The organism is Promicromonospora sp. NPDC050262 (assembly GCF_040655935.1).
Taxonomy (GTDB): Bacteria; Actinomycetota; Actinomycetes; order Actinomycetales; family Cellulomonadaceae; genus Promicromonospora.
This window is the reverse complement of sequence record NZ_JBFAKX010000010.1, coordinates 45,748-66,897: the sequence shown is the minus strand read 5'-3', so window position 1 is coordinate 66,897 and position 21,150 is coordinate 45,748. Positions and strand designations below refer to the sequence as shown.

Annotated in this window: 17 protein-coding genes; 13 read left to right on the top strand and 4 right to left on the bottom strand. The window is 71.8% G+C overall.

The window, feature by feature from the left end:
• The first annotated feature begins 12 nt into the window (after positions 1–12).
• From AB0I29_RS16285 to AB0I29_RS16270, 4 genes are all read left to right on the top strand, one after another.
• Positions 13–510, top strand: a complete 498-nt coding sequence (locus tag AB0I29_RS16285; RefSeq protein ID WP_357483468.1) for a low molecular weight protein-tyrosine-phosphatase — start codon at positions 13–15, stop codon at positions 508–510.
• A 58-nt stretch (positions 511–568) separates the two neighbouring features.
• Positions 569–1,504 (top strand): NAD(P)H-binding protein, encoded by a 936-nt coding sequence (locus AB0I29_RS16280; RefSeq protein WP_285100590.1) that lies wholly within the window; start codon positions 569–571, stop codon positions 1,502–1,504.
• A complete protein-coding gene (locus AB0I29_RS16275) occupies positions 1,501–2,745 on the top strand; it encodes an alpha/beta hydrolase (RefSeq protein ID WP_357483147.1) in 1,245 nt (414 codons plus the stop codon). The genes AB0I29_RS16280 and AB0I29_RS16275 overlap by 4 nt, the downstream gene beginning before the upstream one ends.
• Before the next feature lie 89 nt (positions 2,746–2,834).
• On the top strand, positions 2,835–3,128 hold the full coding sequence (locus AB0I29_RS16270) for a hypothetical protein (RefSeq protein WP_285100592.1): 294 nt from the start codon (positions 2,835–2,837) through the stop codon (positions 3,126–3,128).
• A gap of 7 nt (positions 3,129–3,135) precedes the next feature.
• Here the strand turns inward: AB0I29_RS16270 and AB0I29_RS16265 are convergent, their stop codons facing one another.
• The gene (locus AB0I29_RS16265; protein WP_357483144.1) at positions 3,136–3,798 is read right to left on the bottom strand and encodes a DUF1992 domain-containing protein; all 663 of its coding nucleotides are present in this window, start codon (positions 3,796–3,798) and stop codon (positions 3,136–3,138) included.
• A gap of 283 nt (positions 3,799–4,081) precedes the next feature.
• Here AB0I29_RS16265 and AB0I29_RS16260 point away from each other — a divergent pair, with 283 nt between their 5' ends.
• From AB0I29_RS16260 to AB0I29_RS16250, 3 genes are all read left to right on the top strand, one after another.
• On the top strand, positions 4,082–6,037 hold the full coding sequence (locus tag AB0I29_RS16260; protein WP_285100595.1) for a SigE family RNA polymerase sigma factor: 1,956 nt from the start codon (positions 4,082–4,084) through the stop codon (positions 6,035–6,037).
• A gap of 51 nt (positions 6,038–6,088) precedes the next feature.
• Complete coding sequence (locus AB0I29_RS16255) at positions 6,089–7,258, top strand: pyridoxal phosphate-dependent aminotransferase (protein WP_357483140.1); 1,170 nt, start codon at positions 6,089–6,091, stop codon at positions 7,256–7,258.
• Positions 7,259–7,373: 115 nt separating this feature from the next.
• A complete protein-coding gene (locus AB0I29_RS16250) occupies positions 7,374–8,567 on the top strand; it encodes a hypothetical protein (RefSeq protein ID WP_357483137.1) in 1,194 nt (397 codons plus the stop codon).
• A gap of 19 nt (positions 8,568–8,586) precedes the next feature.
• On the opposite strand, the gene AB0I29_RS16245 is transcribed toward AB0I29_RS16250, so the two are convergent.
• A complete protein-coding gene (locus AB0I29_RS16245; protein ID WP_285100598.1) occupies positions 8,587–9,051 on the bottom strand; it encodes a DUF6328 family protein in 465 nt (154 codons plus the stop codon).
• Between the two features lie 151 nt (positions 9,052–9,202).
• Between AB0I29_RS16245 and AB0I29_RS16240 the strand changes: the two genes are divergently transcribed.
• The 5 genes from AB0I29_RS16240 to AB0I29_RS16220 all read left to right on the top strand — a co-directional run bounded on the left by AB0I29_RS16240 (position 9,203) and on the right by AB0I29_RS16220 (position 17,259).
• Complete coding sequence (locus AB0I29_RS16240; RefSeq protein WP_357483134.1) at positions 9,203–10,756, top strand: hypothetical protein; 1,554 nt, start codon at positions 9,203–9,205, stop codon at positions 10,754–10,756.
• A gap of 241 nt (positions 10,757–10,997) precedes the next feature.
• On the top strand, positions 10,998–12,158 hold the full coding sequence (locus AB0I29_RS16235) for a hypothetical protein (RefSeq protein WP_357483131.1): 1,161 nt from the start codon (positions 10,998–11,000) through the stop codon (positions 12,156–12,158).
• A gap of 226 nt (positions 12,159–12,384) precedes the next feature.
• On the top strand, positions 12,385–13,737 hold the full coding sequence (locus AB0I29_RS16230; protein ID WP_357483128.1) for a hypothetical protein: 1,353 nt from the start codon (positions 12,385–12,387) through the stop codon (positions 13,735–13,737).
• 109 nt (positions 13,738–13,846) lie between these two features.
• Complete coding sequence (locus tag AB0I29_RS16225) at positions 13,847–14,623, top strand: helix-turn-helix domain-containing protein (protein WP_357483125.1); 777 nt, start codon at positions 13,847–13,849, stop codon at positions 14,621–14,623.
• Positions 14,620–17,259, top strand: coding sequence for a PEP/pyruvate-binding domain-containing protein (locus tag AB0I29_RS16220; RefSeq protein WP_357483122.1), 2,640 nt, complete (start codon positions 14,620–14,622; stop codon positions 17,257–17,259). The genes AB0I29_RS16225 and AB0I29_RS16220 overlap by 4 nt, the downstream gene beginning before the upstream one ends.
• Here the strand turns inward: AB0I29_RS16220 and AB0I29_RS16215 are convergent.
• On the bottom strand, positions 17,256–18,116 hold the full coding sequence (locus tag AB0I29_RS16215; RefSeq protein ID WP_357483119.1) for an SDR family oxidoreductase: 861 nt from the start codon (positions 18,114–18,116) through the stop codon (positions 17,256–17,258). The genes AB0I29_RS16220 and AB0I29_RS16215 overlap by 4 nt on opposite strands.
• Positions 18,117–18,256: 140 nt before the next feature.
• Here AB0I29_RS16215 and AB0I29_RS16210 point away from each other — a divergent pair, with 140 nt between their 5' ends.
• Positions 18,257–18,943 (top strand): PAS and ANTAR domain-containing protein, encoded by a 687-nt coding sequence (locus tag AB0I29_RS16210; protein WP_285100605.1) that lies wholly within the window; start codon positions 18,257–18,259, stop codon positions 18,941–18,943.
• 48 nt (positions 18,944–18,991) lie between these two features.
• Here the strand turns inward: AB0I29_RS16210 and AB0I29_RS16205 are convergent, their stop codons facing one another.
• Positions 18,992–21,031 (bottom strand): SigE family RNA polymerase sigma factor, encoded by a 2,040-nt coding sequence (locus AB0I29_RS16205; protein WP_357483115.1) that lies wholly within the window; start codon positions 21,029–21,031, stop codon positions 18,992–18,994.
• Positions 21,032–21,150: the final 119 nt, after the last annotated feature.

The window sequence follows — 21,150 nt, the reverse complement described above, 5'->3', positions numbered from 1 at the left end:
GCCTACCGCGTGATGACCGTCTGCACCGGAAACATCTGCAGGTCCCCGATGGCCGAGATCGTGCTGCGCGACCGCTTCGAGGCCGCCGGCCTGGGCGACGCCGTGGTGGTCGACTCGACCGGCGTGAGCGACGAGGAGCACGGCAACCCGGTGGACCGGCGCGCCCGCGCCGTCCTCGCGGAGCACGGGTACCCCACCGGCGACGCCCACCGCGCACGCCAGGTGACCAGGGACGACGTCGGCTCGCGGGACCTGGTCCTCGCGATGACGACGCGCCATGCGCAGGCCCTGCGGAACCTCGCCGGCCGCACGCAGGCCGACACGACGATCCGGATGTACCGGTCGTTCGACCCTGCCGCGGAGGGCGCTCCCGAGCACCGGCTCGACATCGCCGACCCCTGGTACGGGGGTCCCGAGGACTTCGAGGAGTGCCTCGCCGAGATCGAGGCGGCGGCGGACGGCGTGGTCGACTTCGTCCGGGCGGAGCTGGGCGTGCCCTCGGGCGCCTGATCGGCATTTCACCCCGCCCCGACCGGCTGGTCGGCGGTCCGCCGTCTACGGTGTGGGAATGACGCCCGCGTCGCCGGACCGGCTGATCGTCCTCACCGGGGCCGACGGCCGGCTGGGTTCCAGGCTCGCCTTCCGTGTCGCCGCGGCAGGCGGTCACCAGCGCATGCTGGTCGCCGGCAGGGGCGCCGCCCCCCGGCTGCCCGACGGCGCCCCGCTGCCCGAGTCGGAGGTTGTCGCGATCCCCACCGACGCGGACACCAGGGCGCTGACCAGCGCTTTCGCCGAGGCGGACGCCGTGTTCCTCGTGCCGGGCCGGGAGCGTCCCGGCCGCCTCTCCAGGCACCGCGCGGCCATCGACGCGGCCGTGCTCGCGGGCGTGCGGCACGTCGTCTACGTCTCGTCGATCGGTGCCGCGCCGGACGCGATCGCGTCCAGCGCCCGCGACGACTGGCTGACCGAGGAGTACCTGCGGGGCACCGACCTCACGTGGACCATGCTGCGCACCAGCATGTTCCACCGCACCCTCACCTTCGCCGTGCACGACGAGTCGTCCGGCTCCGGGCAGCAGGCGCTGCTCCGTGCGCCGGCCGGCCACGGCCGGGTCGCCACCGTGTCGCACGACGACGTGGCCGACGTCGCCACCGCGGTCCTGCTCGACGAGGACCCGGGCCGGCACGCGGGCCGTGCCTACCACCTGACGGGACCCGAGGCGCTGACCTTCGACGAGATCGCGGCGACGCTGTCGGCGGCCGTCGGCCGCACCATCCGGTACGTGTCCCAGACCGTGGAGCAGGCGCGCGCCCAGTTCTACCGGTCGACCGCCACCGAGGTGGAGGACTGGATCACCCGGTGCCAGGCGATCGAGGCGGGTGTGCTCGCGAACGTGAGCCCCGACGTCGCGCACCTGGCCGGGCGTGCCGCGCGTTCGTTCGAGGTCTGGCTCGACGACTACCCGGCGGAGTGGGCGCACCTCCGGTTACCGTCGGTCAGATGACGAGCCTCTCCCCCGGTCTGGACGACGGGCCGGCGCCGGAGCCGGTCTGGGAGCCCGACGTGCTGCCGGGCTTCGAACGCCTGACCCTGCCGCTGGAGCCCGACGAGGACGAGACCGAGGTGGTGGCGACGCTGGTGCGCCGGGCCCGGTCCGGCTCCCGGACGGCGGTCGGGCCGGACACCACGGAGGACAGCCTCGCCAAGCCCGGCGAGGCCGAGCATCACCGGGGGATCCGGCGGGTCGGAGCAGAGAACCCGCAGGTGGCGCGCCTCTGGGACGAGCTGTCGGAGCTCGGCCGCCGCCTGCGCCTGTCGGGCGCCGGACGGCAGCACACGAACGGGGACCCGGCCGCGACGCCAGCCGCACCGCCCGACGCCGGCGTCGACGTGCTCTACGTGCACGGCTGGCTCGACTACTTCTTCCAGACCCACCTCGCGGACTTCTGGGAGTCGCTCGGCGTGCGGTTCCACGCGCTCGACCTGCGGCGCTACGGGCGCAGCCTGCGTGAGGGCCAGACCCCGGGGTACGTCCGCAGCCTCGCCACCTACGACGAGGAGATCGAGGCGGCGCTCGCCGTCATGGGGCACGGCCTCGACGACCGCCCCGACCGTCGGCTCGTGCTGATGGGCCACTCCACGGGCGGGCTCACCCTCAGCCTGTGGACGGCGCGCAACCAGGAACGGGTCGCGGGTCTCGTGCTGAACGGGCCGTGGCTGGAGTTCCAGACCCGCGAGGCGGGGCGCAAGCTCATGGAGCCCGGCATCCGCGTGCAGTCGGTGCTCGTGCCCCGCAGCCAGCTCGTCAACCTGGACCGCGGCCTGTACGCGCGCTCGATCTCGTCGCGGTTCGATGGCGAGTGGGACTACGACGTCGCCTGGCGGCCCGACGCCGGCTGGCGCGCCACGCCCGCGTGGCTGGCCGCGATCTTCCGCGGACAGGACCAGGTCGCGCGGGGCCTGGGCATCGACGTACCGGTCCTCGTGCTGCTCAGTGCCCGCAGCAGCATCCCGACGCGGTGGACCGAGGAGATGCGGTCCACCGACTCGGTGCTGGACGTGGTCGGGATCGCCCGTCGCGTGCCCGACGTCGGCTCCCTCACCACCCTGGTGCGGATCGACGGCGGGCTGCACGACGCGACCCTCTCGGCGGCGCCTGCCCGGGAGCAGGTCTGGCGCGAGACGGCGAGGTGGTTCCGCGGCTACGTGCTCGCGCCGGCCGACGGCGGGGCGCCCCGCGCCTGATCCTGGTGGGCCCTGGCAAAGAACGGGTCCTGGTGCGATCCTGGAAAAGAGGTGCCCACGCCGACGTCGGGCACGAGGGGCGATGCGCCATGACAACGCACCAGGAGACTCACCCGCGGGCTCGTCGAGGCGGGCCGTTCCTAGCGCGCGGCGAGGCCGTCGTCGGGGTGGTCGCGCTCATCCTCGGGATGCTCATCTCGCAGGGCGCCGCCGAGGGCGTGACGATCGTGGGTTGTCTCACGATGGCGGCGGGAGCCGTGTCCAGCCGGTTCGGGGCGCACCGAGGCCGCATGGCCATCGCCGCGGGACTGGGGTTCGCGCTCGGATCGGTGCCCTACTGGCTGATGACCGCCGTGGTCATCGTGACGGCGTACGGGTTCTGACCCGCCGTCACCAGAACTTCCACCACGGCCGGTCGGCCGACGTCCGCGGTGTGCGCGCCGCGGACGTCGAGGGTGCCGACGCCGCGGCCCGGCGCGCCGCCCGGCGCTCCCGCCACCTGCGCACCTGCTCGTCCACGTCGCGGGTGGGCGTGACGATCGGCGGGCCGCCCTGGAGCTGACGCCGGGCGTCCACGACACGCGCGTTGAACTCCGCGACGATCTCGCGGACGCGCTCCTCCATGGCCTCGAGGTCGAGCCGGGCGTCCAGCTCGGCGTCGTCCTTGCGGAGCTGCGCCGACGGCAGGACGCCGGTGATGTTCTCCCGCTCGATCAGGCCCTTGACCCACCAGTCGGGGTCGTGCTTGCCGCTGATGCCCGGGATCGGCTTGCCGTGCAGGGGCAGGTTGTCGAACTCGCCGCGGCGCATCGCCTGGTCGATCACCACGTCGACGTAGCGCGAGCGCTCCTCGACGGACATGCTGCCGGGCCGTTTGGTCTCGGACTCGTTGGCGTCGCCCTCGCCGGCGTTGTCGTCGCCGGCTTCGTCGTCGTCCGGAACCGAGGAACCGGGACCTTCCGCGCGCTCGGCCGCTGCCTCCCGGTCCACGCGGTACTGCGCGGCTCGGCGGAGGGGGTCGTTGTCTGCGTCATCGCGCGATCCGGGCGCCATGGCAAGCATGTTACAACTTTCACAAGCGGCCCGAAAGGCAACGTGAGCCGACATTGCTCAGTTCAGATGGGCGTCGAGAAATTGTGGGGCTAGAGCCACAATTATGAGTCTACCCACACAATTGTGAGTGCGGGTTGGAGCTTGGTAAAAGCTGATTCGCCACGGTTCTCGCCGCGAACCAATGCCCGTTGGGCCGTATCCGGCGGCATGATGACCGGATGCTCCGCGTGGTCGTGTCCGAGGACGAGGCAACCTCTGAGCCGGCTCGCCCGTGGTGGGCGGTATGAACGCGGAGACAACCGAGCAGCCCGTCGTCGATCCGGGGCGCGCGAGGGTGCTGGTCGCCCCCGACCTCGACGCGGAGTTCGTGGACTTCGTGACGGCGGCGGGCGCGTACCTGTACCGGACGGCCTACCTCCTGTCCGGCGACGCCGACCAGGCCGAGGAGCTGGTCCAGGCGACGTTCGAGCGGACGTACCGCGCGTGGGCCAAGGCGCGGACGGGGGAGCCGCGGGCCTATGCGCGGCGCATCCTGATGAATCTCAGAATCGACGGCTGGCGCAAGGACCGGCGCGTGGGAGTGACGGACGACGGTGTCCTACCGATCTCGCCCGTCCCTGACCACGCGCACGACGTCGCCGTCCGGGACGAGCTCGGCAGGGCCCTGCGGGCACTGCCACTCGGCCAGCGGCGCGTCGTGGTGCTGCGGCACCTGCTCGACCTGTCCGAGGCGCAGGTCGCCGAGGAGCTCGGCATCTCGCTCGGCTCGGTCAAGTCCGCCAACGCGCGCGGCCTCGCGCGGCTGCGTTCCCTGCTCAGCGCCTCGGCGATCGAGGCAGTCCCGGAGTTCCGGGCGGACGGCGACCGGGTGCTGCTCCAGGCCCGGACGGCGGCCCGGCGTCGGCGGGCGGTCCAGACCGTCGCGACGGTCGCGGGGATCTTCGTGCTGGTTCTCGGCCTCATGCTGGCCGGCCCGGTGCGGGTACCCGGCTTGGGGCCTGTGGCGCTGCCGGGCAGCGAGTGGCTGCGCGAGGTGCTCGGGCTCGACGGCCGAGGGATCTCCGGCCTGCCCTCGGATCACGCGGACACCGCGGCGTGCACCCGGCCCGACGACGACGCGCCCACGACCCCGGTCGACACCATGTCCGCCGGCTGGGGCGAGCTCACCGTCGTCGGGATGATCGACACCGCGGACGCGCACGACGTCGACCGGTGCGTCGACGTCATCGTCGATCACCGGTGGACGACCCCCGCCAGGGTCGAGGCCGATGCCACGACCCTGGGCGCGGGCGAGAGCGTGCTCAACTGGTCCGACCCGGACCCGGCGCTCGACGGCGACCTCATCCCGGGGCCGTCCACGCTGGAGGCACTGGCCCCGGACGGCAAGGGATGGCGGGACGTGGTGCCGGTGGCGGAGACCGAGCAGGTCGACGGCCGCTGGCCGCAGGCCCTGGGCCTGGTCCGTGAGGGCGACCGGGCCGCCTGGTTCGAGACGCCGAACACCCAGATCGTCGGGACGCTGCCGTGGACCCTGCGGGTCCTGGACGAGGACGGGAGCGTGACGACGGTCAGCGACTCGTCGGTGATGAAGGCCGCAGAGGTCGGAACGGTGGCGCTCTCGGACACGCTGCTCGGGTGGACCACCATGCCGAACGTCGCACGGACCAGCTGTACCCAGACGCTCCACACGGCTGCGCTCGACGGACCCGCGCCGGACCGCACGGGCGTCCGGGAGCGGGTCTGCGCCCTGGGATCGACGCCGGACGGCCTGTTGGTCGCGTACGAGGAAGGTTCCGGAGGCCCGGGCATCGGAGCCGGACCCGGTTCGACGACTGAGTTCGAGCTGATCTCCGGTAGGGGCGACGCGCAGTCGGCGCTGCTGTTGTCGCTCCGGAACGAGGATCTGGGGGATGAGCCGGTGTCCGCGCTCGGCTACGACGCCGGGCGGCTCGTCTTCTCCGCCGGTGACCTGCTCTACCTGGTGGACGTCTCCACGCTCACGGCCTACCACGTACGCGGAACCTCGCCGGTCACCGCCCTGGACGTGTCCGCCGGGACCGTCGCCTGGTCGACCGAGGACGGCTCGGCCTACGCGATGGTGGACAGGGACGGCGCCCCGGGCGTCGTCCGGCTCGCCCGCGAGCAGGCCGAGGTCGGGGTCGACGGCGACCGTATCGCCTGGACCAGCCTCGGTGACAACGGCGTCGCGTCGCTGACGTTCGCCCGTGTGCGCTGGTGAACTCACCGGCTCGTACCGCCGTCGGGCACCTCGGTGGGCCATGATGGCCGCATGAAGGTCTCTCGTCGGTCCCACGTGCCCCCGTTCGCCGTCATGGAGGTGCTCGCCGCCGCGAACGCGCGCCGGACCACCGGGGCGGACGTGCTCAACCTCTGTGCGGGGGAGCCGTCGACCGGCGCCTCGGACGTGGTGCGGGAGCGGGCCATCGCCCTGCTCCGCGACGGCAACCTCGGCTACACCGAGGCGATGGGCGTCCCGGCCCTGCGCGCCGAGATCGCGGGCCACTACCGGCGCTGGTACGACGTCGAGGTCGACCCCGCGCGGATCGCCGTCACCACGGGGTCGAGCGGCGGGTTCGTGCTCGCGTTCCTCGCGTCGTTCGACGTCGGCGACCGGGTGGCGCTCGCTCGTCCGGGCTACCCCGCCTACAAGAACATCCTGTCGGCGCTCGGCTGCGAGGTCGTGGAGCTCGACTGCGGTCCCGAGACCCGCTACCAGCCCACGGTGTCGCAGCTCAACGAGGCCTACTACGGCGGCGGGCTCGACGGCGTCATGGTCGCCTCGCCCGCGAACCCGACCGGCACCATGATCACGCCGGCCGAGCTGGCCGCGATCGCCGAGTGGTGCGCCGACCACGACGTGCGCCTGATCAGCGACGAGATCTACCACGGCATCGCCTACTCGGACGAGGTGGCGCAGGCGACGGCGGCCACGTTCGTGGACCAGGGCGCCGTCGTCGTGAACTCGTTCTCGAAGTACTGGGCGATGACCGGCTGGCGCCTCGGCTGGCTCGTGCTGCCGGACGAGCTGGTCGCGCCCGTCGACGCCCTCGCGAGCAACGTGGCGCTCTCGCCGCCCGCGCTCGCGCAGCACGCCGGCATCGCGGCCTTCACACCCGAGGGGTACGAGGCGGCGGCGCAGAACGTGGCGCGCTACGCGTCGTCGCGCAGGCTGCTCGTGGAGCGACTGGACGAGCTCGGCTGGCGCCCCGTCGCCCCGGCCGACGGCGCGTTCTACCTGTACGGGAACATCGCCTCGTTCGGGCTCGACTCGGTCACCTACTGCGCGCGGCTCCTCGCCGAGGCCGACGTCGCCATCACGCCCGGCACCGACTTCGACGGCGTGCACGGCGGGGAGTGGGTGCGGCTGTCGTTCGCGTCGTCGCTCGACACGGTGTCGCGTGCGGTGGACCGGATCGTGGCCTGGCACAAGACGCTCTGAGGCCAGCGCGAAGATCACCCTGTGACGCCCTGAATACTGAGGTTCTGGGGTGCCCCCGTCTGGCACGATGCGGCGTGCTCCCGGTTTCCGGGCCCATCTTCCGCGAGGTCAGTCCATGGTCATCGGTGCCCGAAAGATGCTCGTTTCCGCGCTGGGAGTCGCGCTGGCCGGCAGCCTCCTGACCGGCCTGCCCGCGGCTGCCGCAGACACCGACTCGGATGGCCCGTCGCCCATGACGTATGCGCGGACCTGGTACGACGTGGCGATCGCTCCGGCGACGGCCCCCGCGGGGACACCGGTTCAGGTCCACGGCTACATCGCGATCCAGCCGGACACCATCTGGGAGCGGCGCCAGCCTGGGCGTGGACTGCAGGTCGAGATCTACTTCGATCCGTCCGGCACGGCTCCTCGTGCGCTCGTGGCGACGGTAGTCACCAATGACGATGCGTGGTTCGCCAAGACGTTCAGGCCAACGACGTCGGGTACCTATGACGTCGTCGTCGCGAACCAGGGCACGGACGTCATGGGCACCAGGACCGGCAAGTTCGCAAGACGTTCGGCGAGCCAGCCTGTCCGGTCGGTACTGGTATCGGGGTCCAAGGACGGTCACACCGCACGAGTCCGGGTGACGGTGCAGGACGTCGTCACAAGGATCGCGCCGCAGGCCGTCTATCTCGACGCGGGGATCCTGACGCCGGGGTATTCAGCCAATGCCTTGGCAGGGCCTTCTATGACCAACCGGCGGGCGGAGGGGCGCTATGGGAGTGGCGACGTCACCACCAGCGACCAGGACCCGTGGGACACGTTCTACAGCGGGGCGCGGACCTATTGGATGTCGGCCCTGCAACCTGCCGGGCTCTACGACGTCTACTACGAAGGACCTATCCGCGTGGAGACGGACCACTGGGACTCCGACGGGGACGGCTCGCTGCAAACCGTAGCTGTCCCGATCCCCTGGAAGTCGGTCACGACCGTGCGTGTCCGCCGCGCCAGCAGCACCACCGTGTCGGCGTCGGCGACGTCGTTCACCGGGCCGAAGACGATCACGCTTCGCGGCGCGGTGCGCAAGGTGCAGCTCGTGAGCAACACCAAGGCTGCCATCCGGCTCTCGCCGAACACGCCCGTGAAGCTCTACTTCGACCCGGCCGGCGCCACCGGTCCGCAGTACAAGAAGACGGTGCGGACCAACTCGAAGGGCATCTACACCACGACGTACCGCACGTCGATGTCGGGCCGCTGGATCGCGAAGTACCCGGGTACGGACCTCCAGGCGCCGTCGCAGGGCGCCGTCACCATCACCGTGAAGTAGTTCGAGCGGCTGCGCCGGCTCAGCCCCGCCGGCGCAGCACCTCGGGGAGCAGCACCCACAGCACTGCCATCACGACGAGCGCACCGGCGCCCGCGATGATCCCCGCCGTCCGCCCGACCACGACGTCGAACACGAGCAGCGAGGCGCCCGTGATCACCAGGGCGAGGGCCGCCAGGGCGGCGCGGGTGATCCGGTCGGCGAGGGTGACGATGTTGCGCTTCATCTGCTTGCGGAACAGCGCCCGGTGCACGCTGACGGGCGCCACGATGAGGGCGGTCGCGGTGACCGAGGCCACGACGAGGGCCAGGTAGACGACGACCTGGTACCGGTCGAGGTCGGCGAACCGGGACTGGAAGGGCAGAGTGAGCAGGAAACCGGTGAGGATCTGCACGCCGGTCTGCATGACGCGGAGCTCCTGGAGGAGCTCGTTCCAGTTCCTGTCCGCCCGCTCGGTCTGCGTCTCCTGTCGTCCGTCGGTCTGCATAATCCCCATTCTCACTCAACGTCCGATTTAGCGTCCGGGGCGAGGAAAATTCACCCGCTCGCATCACCGCCTCCCGTGGCCCGCCCCTGTCGGCCGGGAGAGCATGCGCCTGGGCGGGACGCGTCCGCGTCCCTCTGACGAGGGGGCTGCTTTGAACAGATCGAGGATGCGGGCGTCGCTGGGTATGGCGCTCGGGGCCGCACTGCTGATGACCGGCGTTGCCACGACTCCGAGCCTCGCGGCGGAGGTGAGCACGGCACCGCCGCCGGGCGTCACCGCGGACCGTGTGACCAACCGGGTGGACGATGTCGTCGTCTCCGCCAAGATCTCCCTGCCGCCCGGCGGGGACGTGGTCGGGTCCATCACCGGCACCATGTCCATCACGCACAACGGGTCCTCCGCGGCCATGCGCTCCGGACGCATGACGATGGTGGACCCGGAGGGCCGCAGCCTGACCGGGGCGCAGTTCGTGGCGTCGGGCACGGCCAACACCTGGACCTCGAAGGTCACGCTGCCGGCCGACGCCGAGCCCGGTGTCTACGAGGTGTCCGTGGCGGCGGAGATCGACGTGACGACCACCGACGGCGTGGTCAAGGTGCCGATCCGCACCGCGGACCCGGTGCTGGTGCCCTTCCGGGCGAAGCGGAACATCCCCCTGATCTGGACCTCGCCGGCGAGCGCGCCCGCGGGGTCGACGGTCTCGTTCTCCGGGGCGGCGAACATCAGGAGCCTCGGCACCGGTGACTACGAGCCGGCGGCCGACCAGGAGGTGAAGGTGTACTTCGACCCCACGGGCGACGCGCCCGAGGCCTTCATCGAGACCCTGACGACGGACGACCGTGGCTTCTTCACGACCCGGCAGCAGCCGGGGGCCTCCGGCAAGTGGCGTGCGGAGATGCCGATGACCGACTCGGGTGCGAAGGCGGTGTGGACCCTGACCTCGTCGGAGCGGGCCCGCGACACCACGCTGCGGCAGGGCACGGTCAATGCCACGCAGAACGGCTTCACCGCGGGCGACCACCTCATCACGCACGACGTCGTGCTGGGCCTCGCCCCCGTGCAGCGGCGGGTCGACGTCGGCAGCCTCGACTTCACCGTCGGCGGCACGTCCGGCTGGGTCAGCGCCGAGAGCCGGCGCGGCGAGGGCAGCTTCCCCGACGGGTACCGGGTGCAGCGGGAGCTGACGCACTCCGGGATCGGCACGAGCCACGCGACGTTCACCTTCAACCCGACTCTGCCGGCCGGTGTCTACGACATCGGCATCCGGGACGCCATGAAGGCCTGTTCGGCGCCGGACTGGGACGGGCTCGAGGGCGGCACCAGCAACTGCACGCACGACGTGCTCATCGAGGACCCCACGGTGACGACCATCGTGGTCAAGCGGGCGACCACCACGACGGTCGCGGCCTCGCAGACGTCGGTGCCCGCGGCGCGGAACATCACGATCAGCGGTGACGTGAAGCGGGTGCAGCTGGTCAGCGGCGGTGGCGCGGCGATTCGGCCGGCGCCGAACACGCCGGTCAAGCTGTACTTCGACCCCACGGGGTCGTCGCCCGCGGTCCTCAAGAAGGACGTCACCACGGGTACTGACGGCACCTTCTCGACAACGGTCAACGCCGCGGCGTCGGGCCGGTGGATCGTCAAGTACGCGGGCACGAGCCTGCTGGCGAAGTCGCAGGCGGCCGTGACGGTGACGGTCGGCTAGCTCGCCGCCGTCGGCGGCTACCGGGCGTCGGCGACCGGCGGGAGGTCCGCCTCCGTCAGGCGGTCAGGTATGGGTTCTCGGATCCATGTCTGACCGCCTGGTCGGGGCGGACCTTTGTGCTGTCCGCGCACCCGAAAGTTCACCCCGGGGATTCTCAGCCGACTCGCACCTTTTGTCGCGGCGCCTGACAGGATCAGGCCTGTTCCCGGTTGCCGGGCCACTCCCCACCTGCGAGGTATCGATGGTCGTCCGTGTCCGGAAGCCGTTCGGCCAGGTGCTCGGCCTGGCGCTCGTCGGGAGCCTGCTGGGCGGGCCGGCGGCGGTCGGGGCACCGACCGGTGAGGGCGAGGCGAGCCTGTCCACCTACACCTACAACGACATCGCCCTCGCCCCGAACGTGGCGCCGGCGGGCTCGCCGGTCCAGGTCCACGGCTTCGTCGGACACGGTCCATACTCGCCCGCGGCCGGGGAACTCGTGACGATCTATTTCGATCCGGCCGGGACGGCGCCTCGCGAGGCCGTCGCGACCGTGACGACCGACGCCGACGGCTGGTTCGCCAAGACGGTGCGGCCCAGCACCTCCGGCACCTACGACATCGTCCGGCCGGGCGAGGACGAGGACACGCTCCTGGGTCCGGGCACGGCGACGTTCACGAGCCGCAAGGTCACCCAGCCCGTCCGGTCGGTCGTGGTGTCGGGTACGAAGAACGGGCACACCGCGAAGGCGCGGGTGATTGTCCAGGACGTCGTGACCCGGATCGAGCCGCAGACGGTCTACGTCGATGCGGGGCTCCTGACCGCGGGATATCCGGGGAACATCAAGTTCTCCGGGCCGTACATGACCAACCGCCGCGCGGAAGGGCGGTTCGGTGCGGGCGACGTCTACTACAGCAGCGGGGAGTTCCCGTGGCGGACGAACTACAGCGCGACGCGGGCCTACCGGCTGTCCGCCGTGCACCCGGCGGGCTTGTACGACGTGCGGTTCACGGGCGAGATGGCCGTCTGGACGGATCGCTGGGACGCCGAGGAGGCGCGTGTCTCGATGCCGGGGGACGTGGTCACCACAGTGCGTGTTCGCCGGGCGAGCAGCACGACGATCGCGGCGTCGGCGACGTCGTTCACGGGGCCGAAGACGATCACGCTGCGCGGTGCGGTGCGCAAGGTGCAGCTCGTGAGCAACACGAAGGCCGCGATCCGGCTGTCGCCGAACACGCCGGTCAAGCTGTACTTCGACCCGGCCGGTGCCACGGGGCCGCAGTACAAGAAGACGGTGCGGACGAACTCGAAGGGCGTCTACACCACGACGTACCGCACGACGCGGTCGGGCCAGTGGATCGCGAAGTACCCGGGCACGGACCTGCAGGCGCCGTCCGAGCGGGCCGTGACGATCACGGTGAGGTAGCGGCTTCGCGATTCACCTCGGCAACAGGATTGGTTGGCACGTGGAGAGGCTGTTCATGCGCGCTTCGGTGCGGCGAGTAGTAGGTGTCCTGTCGGCGTTGGTCCTGACGGGCGCGGGCCTGATCGTCGGTGCGGGCCCGGCGACTGCTGGCGTCGGGATCATCTCCGGCTCGAACGGAGACATCCAGGTCACCGCCCAGGTTCATGTGCCCGATCAAGCTCCGTACATGGCTGTCTGGCTGGAGCACAACGGCATCTCGGCTGAGCTGACCAGCGCGATGATCCGGGTGACGAACCCTTCGAACGAGGAGATCTACGCTCGGGAGACTGCGTTCGAGCGGCCCGGGACCACCAGGTGGGAGGCGAGTGACTTCGAGCTTCCGGCCGTCCGGGAGCTCGGTCGCTACCTGGTGTCGTTCGATGCCGTCGTCGTGGTGCAGACCGAGTCCGGACCGGTGAATGTTCGTGTCGCGGGCACCGACGCGGTCGAGTTCTTCCAGCGCAGAAGTCCATATCTCAGGGATTTCCAGGCGACCCCGCAGCACATTCCGGCGGGGGAGAAGGCCGTGGTCTCGGGTATCGCGGTGCTCGGATCGCCATACAGCCAGGTTCCATTTGCCGGTGAGCAGGTTGAGATCTGGTTCGACCCCAAGGGGACGGCTCCACGTGTCTATCGCGGTTCGGCGACGTCCGACGCTCGCGGTTACTTCGAGACGACGTTGGTCGCACCGTCGGACGGCATCTGGCGGGCGGTCGTCCCCGAGTCCGACAGGTACAAGCGCTCGTCGCCGGCCGACACGCCGCAGGAGACACGGCAGATCGACCGGACAACTCATTCAGGTTCTGCGTCCAAGACAGCGAAGGGCTACGCGGGCGGCGTCCGGATCATCGCGACCGACATCGTGGTGGGCATGGAGCCGGCGACAGTGCGGTTCGACGCCGGCATCCGCGGCCTCGGCTGGGCCCGGAGCGCGAGCAATCTCTGGTTCGAGAGCAGGCGTGGCGAGGGTCGATACCCGAACGGGATCGTCCGGACGGCGACCCTGGAGTGGCAGCACGAGGTGGGCACCGACTACTTCTTGCAGTCGACCCACACGACTGCGCGTGTCAGCCCGCTGATGCCCGCCGGCGTCTACGACGTAGGGGTGGACCAGCAGTACGTCTCTATCTGCTTCTCGCCGGCGCCGGAGTCACGCAGCAGCTGCAAGGCGAACGTCATCGTCAACGACCGCACCATCACCACCATGACGGTCAAGCGCGCCAGCAGCACGAGCGTCTCGGCGTCGGCCAAGACGTTCACGGGCCCGAAGACCATCACGCTGAGCGGAGCGGTGCGGAAGGTGCAGCTGGTCAGCGACACCAAGGTCGCGAACCGGCTCTCGCCCAACACCCCCGTCAAGCTGTACTTCGACCCCGCCGGGTCGGCCGGCCCGGTCTACAAGAAGACCGTGAAGACGGGCTCGGCCGGCACCTACTCCACGAAGGTCGGCACGAGCATCTCCGGTCGCTGGATCGCCGAGTACCCGGGTACGGCCCTCCAGGCGCCGTCCCAGCACGCCGTGACCATCACGGTCCGGTAGCGCCGAAAAGCTGGTTGACCTCCTGCTCGGCCCAGGTCTAGCCTCCAAGATGACCAGATGAACGAATCTGGTCACACTTTCACGAAGGCCAGGGGTGGAGGCACCAGCCATGGGCGCGACGACGCAGCGGCGGGGGACGGCGCAGCGCAGGTACGAGCGCGCGGAACGGATCCTCGACGCCGCCACCGAGCTCGTGCTGCGCTGGGGCTACGACAAGACCACCATCGACGACGTCGCCCGGCTCGCCGGGGTGGCCAAGGGCACCATCTACCTGCACTGGGGCAGCCGCGAGGACCTGTTCGCCGCGTTGATGCGGTGGGACCGGGCCCAGATGATCGGCGCGGTGCGGCGGCGCCTCCAGGAAGATCCGGAGACCGCGACCCTGCCCGGGCTCTTCGGCCTCCTCGCCCACGAGCTCCACCGGCGTCCGCTGCTGCAGGCCGCGATGGTCCAGGACTCCGCGGTGCTGGGCAAGCTCGTGGCCCGCAAGCAGACCAGCACCACCACGCCCGACATGGTGGCCCCGTTCGGCGAGTATCTCGCCACGCTCCGGGAGCACGGGATGGTGCGCGCCGACCTCAGCCTGGAGGACCACCTCACCCTGGTCGCCGCCGTGCTGCACGGCTCGCTCGTCTCGCTGCGGATGATGCCTGACTCGCTGCGGGTGTCCGACGAGCGCGCCGGCGAGCTGATCGGCGACGCGCTCGCCCGCGCCTTCGCGGCTGAGAACCCGCCGTCCGACGCTGCGCGCGCCGTCTGCGCGGACGCCACCCGTGCGTTCGTCGACCAGGCCTACGCGGTGGCGCGGGCCAAGCTGCGGGAGTCGCTCGGCGACGACCTCCCGCCAGAGGAAGACCTCTCGCCAGCAGAAGGAGACCCGTCGTGAGCACCGAGGTCACGCACTCGTTCACGCTGCCGCTCGCGGATCCCGCGGCGGTGGAGCTGGCGGCGACCGGCGGCAAGGGCTCGTCGCTCGCCCGCCTGGCCACTGCCGGCCTGCCGGTTCCCGGCGGCTTCCACGTCACCACGGACGCCTACCGGGCCGCGGTCGCCGGAGCGCCGCAGCAGGCGATCGTCGCCGCGGCCCGGGACGTGGAGCCCGACCGGCCGGAGACCCACGAGGCCGCCGCGGTCCGGATCGCCGAGGTGTTCGCCGGCCTGGAGATCCCGGCGGCGGTCGCCGACGCCGTCCGGGCCGGGTACGCGAACCTGCGCACCACGGGCAGCACTACAGCGGGTACGCCGGACAGCGCCCCGGACGACCAGGCCCCCGCCGTCGCCGTCCGCTCCTCGGCCACGGCCGAGGACCTGCCCGGCATGTCGTTCGCCGGCCAGCAGGACTCGTTCCTCAACGTCCGCGGCGAGGACGCCCTGCTCCGGGCGGTCCGGGGCTGCTGGGCCTCCCTGTGGACGGCGCGCGCGATCGGCTACCGCGCGCGCCACGGCATCCCCGCCGAGGAGGTCGCCCTCGCGGTGGTGGTGCAACGGCTGGTCGACGCCGACGCCGCCGGCATCCTGTTCACCGTCGACCCGATGACCGGGTCCCGCGACCGCGTGCTGATCAACGCGGCCTGGGGGCTGGGCGAGGCCGTGGTCGGCGGGCAGGTCACGCCCGACACCTTTCTGGTGGCACGGGTAGGCGGCGCGGTGGAGCGCATGGTCAGCACCAAGGAGGTCCGCACGGTGCGGACCGCCGACGGGACCCGGAACGAGCCGGTCCCCGCCGCGCTGCGGGACGAGCCCGCGCTCACCGACGAGCAGGCCGCGCGCCTCGCCGCGCTCGGCGTCCGCATCGAGGAGCTGTACGGCGTGGCGATGGACGTGGAGTGGGCGCTGCACGACGGCGCCCCCGCGATCCTCCAGGCGCGTCCCGTCACGGGCGCGGCAGGCCAGGTGGCGGTCACGGAGGTGTGGAACGACAGCCTGCTGGGCGACTTCCTGTGGACCAACGCGAACCTGGGCGAGGCGCTGCCCAGTGTGATGACACCGCTGACCTGGTCGCTCGTGCGGATCTTCATGGCGAACGCGATGGCCGACACGGACATCGGCGTCCCCGCGTACGGCACGATCGGCGGCCGGTTCTACATGAACCTCAGCACCACCGAGACGGTCGCCCAGGCACTCGGCATGCGTAAGGCGGTCGACGCGGCGTACCGCGAGGTGTTCGGGCGGCTCCCGGGTCAGCCCGACATCCCGGTGGTCCCGATCGGCCGCCGGGAGCTGTTCCGGCGGCTCCTGCCGATGGTGGGCCGCAACCTCACGTCGCTCGTGCGCGACGTCCGCGCCGTGCAGGGATTCCTGGCTACCGCCGAGCAGCGCGGCACCGCCCTGCGCCGGCATGCGGCCGACGTCGGGGACCCGGCCGGGCTCGCGGACTTCTGGACCACGGAGCTCGGCCCCTACCTGGAGGCGTCGTCGCGCGTGCTGCGCGGCGCCGCCCGGCAGGACGGCACCAAGCTGCTGACCCTGCGCCGCGACCTGCACGCGCTGCTCGGCGACGCCGACACGGAGACCCTGACGTCCGGCCTGTCCTCCGGCGGACAGCACCTGGCCAGCATGGAGACGCTGGTCAACCTGCGCGAGGTGGCCCTCGGGCGGCTCGACCGCGAGACGTACGTGACGCGGTACGGGCACCGGTGCGTCGACGAGTTCGAGGTCTCCCGGCCGCGCCCGGCGGAGGATCCCGCCTGGCTGGACAGGCAGATCGCGGCGGCGGCCGGGACCGACGTCGACGCGCTGCTCGACCGGCAGCAGCGGGCGCGGGCCGCCGTCTGGGAGCGGCTCGAACGGCTGTCGCCGCGCAAGGCCGCGCGGCTGCGCAGCCAGCTCGACCGGTGGGCCCGGAACGCGCGGGACCGGGAGCGGGCGCGGTCCGAGGTGATCCGCACGTTCTGGGCACTGCGCGCCTTCGCGGTGCGGGCCGGGGAGCTCACCGGACTGGGCGATGACGTCTTCTACCTGACGGTCGACGAGCTGCTCGACGTGCTCCGCACCGGCGCGGGGTTGCGCACCGGGGAGGGCGGGCGCGACGTCGTCGCCGTGCGCCGCGCCACCTACGACCTGTACCAGGGCCTGCCGGCGTACCCGGCGGTGATCCGCGGCCGGTTCGACCCGGTCCGATGGGCCGCCGACCCCGCCCGGCGGTCGGACGTCTACGACGAGCACGGCCGGGAGGCCGTGGGCTCCGACCAGGTCCGGGGCTTCCCCGGGGCGTCGGGCGTGACGGAGGGCGTCGCGCGGGTGGTGCGCTCGGTGGACGACGGCGAGGCGCTGCTCCCCGGCGAGGTGCTGGTCACGACGGTGACGAACGTGGGCTGGACGCCTCTCTTCCCGCGTGCGGCCGCCGTCGTGACCGACGTCGGCGCACCCCTCTCGCACGCCGCGATCGTGGCCCGCGAGCTGGGCATCCCGGCAGTCGTCGGGTGCGGCAACGCGACGATGCGGCTGCGCACGGGCGACCTGGTGCGGGTGGACGGCGAGCACGGCACGGTCGAGGTGCTCACGCCGGCCGGTCGCTCCTAGAACACCGGCTTGCCGCCCGTCACGCCGAGCACCGTCCCGGACACGTACGACGCCGTGGTCGGCGACGCCAGGAAGACGAACGCCGGCGCGACCTCTGCGGGCTGCCCCGCCCGGCCCAACGGGGTGTCGGTGCCGAACGACTCGATCTTCTCCTCGGGCTGGGTGGCCGGCTGCAGCGGCGTCCAGATCGGCCCGGGCGCCACGGCGTTCACGCGGATGCCGCGCGGCCCCAGCTCGGCGGCGAGGTTCACCGTGATGTTGTTGATCGCGGCCTTGGTGGCCGCGTAGTCGAGCAGCGACGTGGACGGCTGGTAGGCCTGGATCGACGAGTTGTTGATGATCGAGCCGCCCTCGCCCATGTGCCCGAGCGCCGCCTGCGTCACCCAGAACAGGGCGTAGAGGTTGGTCTTGACCACGCGGTCGAGCTCCTCGGTGGTCACGTCCGCGACCGATTTGCGGCGCGCCATCTGGTACCCGGCGTTGTTCACCAGCACGTCGATGCCGCCCAGCTCGCCTGCTGCCCGGTGTGCGACGCCGCGCGCCGTCGGCTCGTCCCGCAGGTCACCCGGGAGCAGGGCGCACTGGCGGCCCTCCCCGCGCACCCACTCCGCCGTCGCCCGTGCGTCGTGCTCCTCCTCGGGCAGGTAGGACAGGGCGACGTCGGCGCCCTCACGGGCGAACGCGATGGCGACCGCGCGTCCGATGCCCGAGTCGCCACCCGTCACCAGGGCCTTCCGCCCCAGGAGCTTCTCGCTGCCGACGTAGCTGGTCTCGCCGTGGTCGGGGGTGGGGACCATCTGGTCGGTGGCGCCCGGCGGATTCTGCTGCTGCGGTGGGAACGCCGGGTTCTGGCTCATGTCGTCCTCCATCGTCACGCGACGTCTCGGCCGACGTGATCTTCTTCGACCTCTGTTCACGCTAGCCCGTGCCTCGTCAGGCCGCACATCCCGTACCCTCGGTCCCACCAGGCCCGGAACATCACCCTGCAAGGAGTTTCGTGAACTCTGTACCGACGCCCGGCGAGCCCACGATCGTGGACGGCGTCGAGCAAGTGCTCGCCCGCGGCAGGACGTCCCCGGTCGGCCGTTACCGGCTGGACCTGGCCACCGGCGAGTGGGAATGGTCCGACGAGGTGTACGAGATGCACGGCTTCGAGCCGGGTCAGATCGTGCCGACGACGCCGCTGATGCTGTCCCACAAGCACCCTGACGACCGCGCCCGCGTGGACGGCGTGCTGCGGGAGGCGGCCGAGACGGGACAGCCCTTCAGCTCGGTGCACCGGATCCTCGACGCCGCAGGGGAGACGCGGACCCTCGCGGTGACCGGGCAGGGCCGGCGCGATCCGGAAACCGACCGGGTGACCGAGCTGTTCGGGTACTTCATCGACGTCACCGACTCGCAGCGGGAGGCGGCGGCACGCGACGCGACCGCCTCGATCCGGGCGTCGGCGGAGCGCCGCGCGGTGATCGAGCAGGCCAAGGGCGTGCTGATGGTGGTCTACGGCGCCGACGAGGACGCGGCCTTCGACCTGCTCCGCGAGGCGTCGAACGCGGCGAACATCGCGGTGCGGGACATCGCCCTGACGCTGGTGCACCTCTTCTCCGGCCCGGGCGTGACGGTGTTCCCCACCCGCGAGGCGATCGACGAGTTCCTGGCTGCCCCGATCGCTCCGGGCGACCTCTGACGCGATCGGCGCGGACCACGTCGGACCACGTCGGACGAGGTGCGTCGGTCATTCGCGTGCGAGCGTCGGAGTAACGGCGCCCTCGACGATCCATGCCCGGCCGACCGCGTCGCGCGGGACGAAGCCCTCGCCCCAGACGATGCGGTCGCCAGCGAGGTTTGCCCTCTCGGTGTCGCCCGGCAACTGGGCGAGGTCCGGTCCGTCGTACCCGGCGGTCGAGGGTGTGGCGCGGTACAGGTAGGCCGGCCCCACCGGGTTCTCGTCGTCCGCGCTGTTCCACAGGAGCAGGCCGCCCGCGGCGCTCAGGCCATTGACGCTGTTGTCACCGGCCCGCACGACGCTGTCCACCCCGCCGCTCCGGTCGAGGACGAAGAGGGTGGTGCCCTGTTCGTCGGACACGGTCGTCCATGCCACGAGATCGTCCGAGACGGCGACCTCCGGGATCCGGTCCGCCGGGCCGTGCTCGATCGAGAGCACCGCCGTGGAGCCGGACAGGTTCCCCCCGGCCGGGCTGTCCAGCAGCCAGATCGTCGTCGTGCGGGTGTCGCCGGACCCCGGTTCCAGCACGGCTGCGACGACCTCGTCGTCGTCGGCCGCGAAAGCTGTGACGGGGTCCGCCAGCACCACCGGCGTCCCGGGGTCGTCGATGCTCGTGCTGAGCAGTCGCGGTTCGTCCTCCGGCGCCCCATCCGTCCACAGTGCGTGGTCGCGGGTGAGGGCGACCTCCCCGACGTCTCCCTCGTAGGTGGCGAGCGTCCTTGGCTCCGTACCGGCCCGGAAGGTGCGTATCTGACTGGTGCGTGTGGGGCCCTCCCCACCTGTCGTCTCGCCCCACGTCACCCGGTCGCCCCGCGCGGCGACGTCGTACGGCACCAGCGTCACATCGTTGATCGTGTCGGTGGGGATCGACTCGGTCGGTCCGTCGCTGCGGTGGGCATCAGCTTTGACGAAGGCGCCCTCGACCGTGCCGGCGGGCCCGAACTCCGCTCCGGCGGCCCAGATGTCCCCGTTCTCGGCGAGACCGTCGAGCGGTGGCATCTGCTTGCCTCCGTCGTCGGTCACGGGCACCCCTGCCTGCTCGTCGATCCGCCCGGGCGTGACCGTCTCGATGTCGACGTCGTAGCAGGTCAACGGGCGTGCGTCTGCCACATCCACCACTAGGGATCCGTCCAGCGGGCCGACGTCCTCGCCCGGCTCTGCGGCCCGCGCCGAGGTCGGCGCCGGCAGCTCCTCCGGGCACGCGAGCGGCGTGCTGCCCGCCAGGTCCGGCCCCGGGTCCGGCCGCAGGTGCGGGGCGAGGCCGTCGATGGGCCCGGCCCGACCGTCGTCGAACAGGGAAACGATCAGGTCCCCGCCGGGGAGGACGACCGGCCCGACCCAGGGCAGTGGCACCGGCCCGCGCGTCACGACCCCGAGCGCCAGCAGGAGCACCGCGCACGCGGCCCCCACCGCCTGCCGGACCCGACGTCGGCGCAGCGCGGCCCGGCTCCGGTCCAGGACGGCCTGCTCGTCGAACTCGACCGGCTCGACCGCCTCGGTCTGCGCCACGAGCAGGTCCCGCAGACGGGCCAGCCCGCGCGAGTTCGCCGCCTTCACCGTGCCGACGGCGATCCCGAGCTCGCGGGCGACCTCCGCCTCGGGCAGGTCCAGCAGGTGTCGCAGCACCACGACCCGCCGCTGGCTGACCGGGAGCCGCGCCAGCCCGCGAACCAGCTCGTCGCGCAGCACCACGTGCCCGGCATGGTCCGACGCCGGCGTGACGGGGATCTTGTCGTCGCCCGGGAACGACTCACGGCGGGTGCGCCGCCAGCCGTCGATCCGCAGGTTGACCAGGATCTGGCGCGCGTAGGCGCGCCGCGTGCCCGGCCTGACCTTGGCCCAGGTGCGGTAGACCCGCTCGAACGTCGACTGGACCAGCTCCTCCGCGCGGTGCGGGTCCCCGCACAGCAGGTACGCGGTCCGGTGCAGGTACGGCCCGCACTCCCGCACGAACTCGGTGAACTCCGCGTCGCGGGAGCGCCGCACGAAGACCTGCACGTCGCCGGCCCGGTCCTCACCCGACGGCTCGCCCGTCCCAAGGTTGCCCACGGTCGTCCCATTCTCCTGCCTCATGTCACCCACTACGGGGGACGTGGGTCAAAGGTTGCACGCATGCCGCGAAGACATCCGGCCGCCGCGCCCGCTCACCGGGTAGCGCTCGCCGCACC

Excerpts from the sequence above, each read along its gene's own strand:
- AB0I29_RS16255 (WP_357483140.1), top strand. The coding sequence starts at position 6,089 with ATGAAGGTCTCTCGTCGGTCCCACGTGCCCCCGTTCGCCGTCATGGAG.
- AB0I29_RS16260 (WP_285100595.1), top strand. The coding sequence starts at position 4,082 with ATGAACGCGGAGACAACCGAGCAGCCCGTCGTCGATCCGGGGCGCGCG.
- AB0I29_RS16275 (WP_357483147.1), top strand. The coding sequence starts at position 1,501 with ATGACGAGCCTCTCCCCCGGTCTGGACGACGGGCCGGCGCCGGAGCCG.
- AB0I29_RS16280 (WP_285100590.1), top strand. The coding sequence starts at position 569 with ATGACGCCCGCGTCGCCGGACCGGCTGATCGTCCTCACCGGGGCCGAC.
- AB0I29_RS16250 (WP_357483137.1), top strand. The coding sequence starts at position 7,374 with ATGGTCATCGGTGCCCGAAAGATGCTCGTTTCCGCGCTGGGAGTCGCG.
- AB0I29_RS16215 (WP_357483119.1), bottom strand. The coding sequence starts at position 18,116 with ATGAGCCAGAACCCGGCGTTCCCACCGCAGCAGCAGAATCCGCCGGGC.
- AB0I29_RS16225 (WP_357483125.1), top strand. The coding sequence starts at position 13,847 with ATGGGCGCGACGACGCAGCGGCGGGGGACGGCGCAGCGCAGGTACGAG.
- AB0I29_RS16285 (WP_357483468.1), top strand. The coding sequence starts at position 13 with ATGACCGTCTGCACCGGAAACATCTGCAGGTCCCCGATGGCCGAGATC.
- AB0I29_RS16230 (WP_357483128.1), top strand. The coding sequence starts at position 12,385 with ATGGCTGTCTGGCTGGAGCACAACGGCATCTCGGCTGAGCTGACCAGC.
- AB0I29_RS16265 (WP_357483144.1), bottom strand. The coding sequence starts at position 3,798 with ATGGCGCCCGGATCGCGCGATGACGCAGACAACGACCCCCTCCGCCGA.
- AB0I29_RS16245 (WP_285100598.1), bottom strand. The coding sequence starts at position 9,051 with ATGCAGACCGACGGACGACAGGAGACGCAGACCGAGCGGGCGGACAGG.
- AB0I29_RS16235 (WP_357483131.1), top strand. The coding sequence starts at position 10,998 with ATGGTCGTCCGTGTCCGGAAGCCGTTCGGCCAGGTGCTCGGCCTGGCG.
- AB0I29_RS16270 (WP_285100592.1), top strand. The coding sequence starts at position 2,835 with ATGACAACGCACCAGGAGACTCACCCGCGGGCTCGTCGAGGCGGGCCG.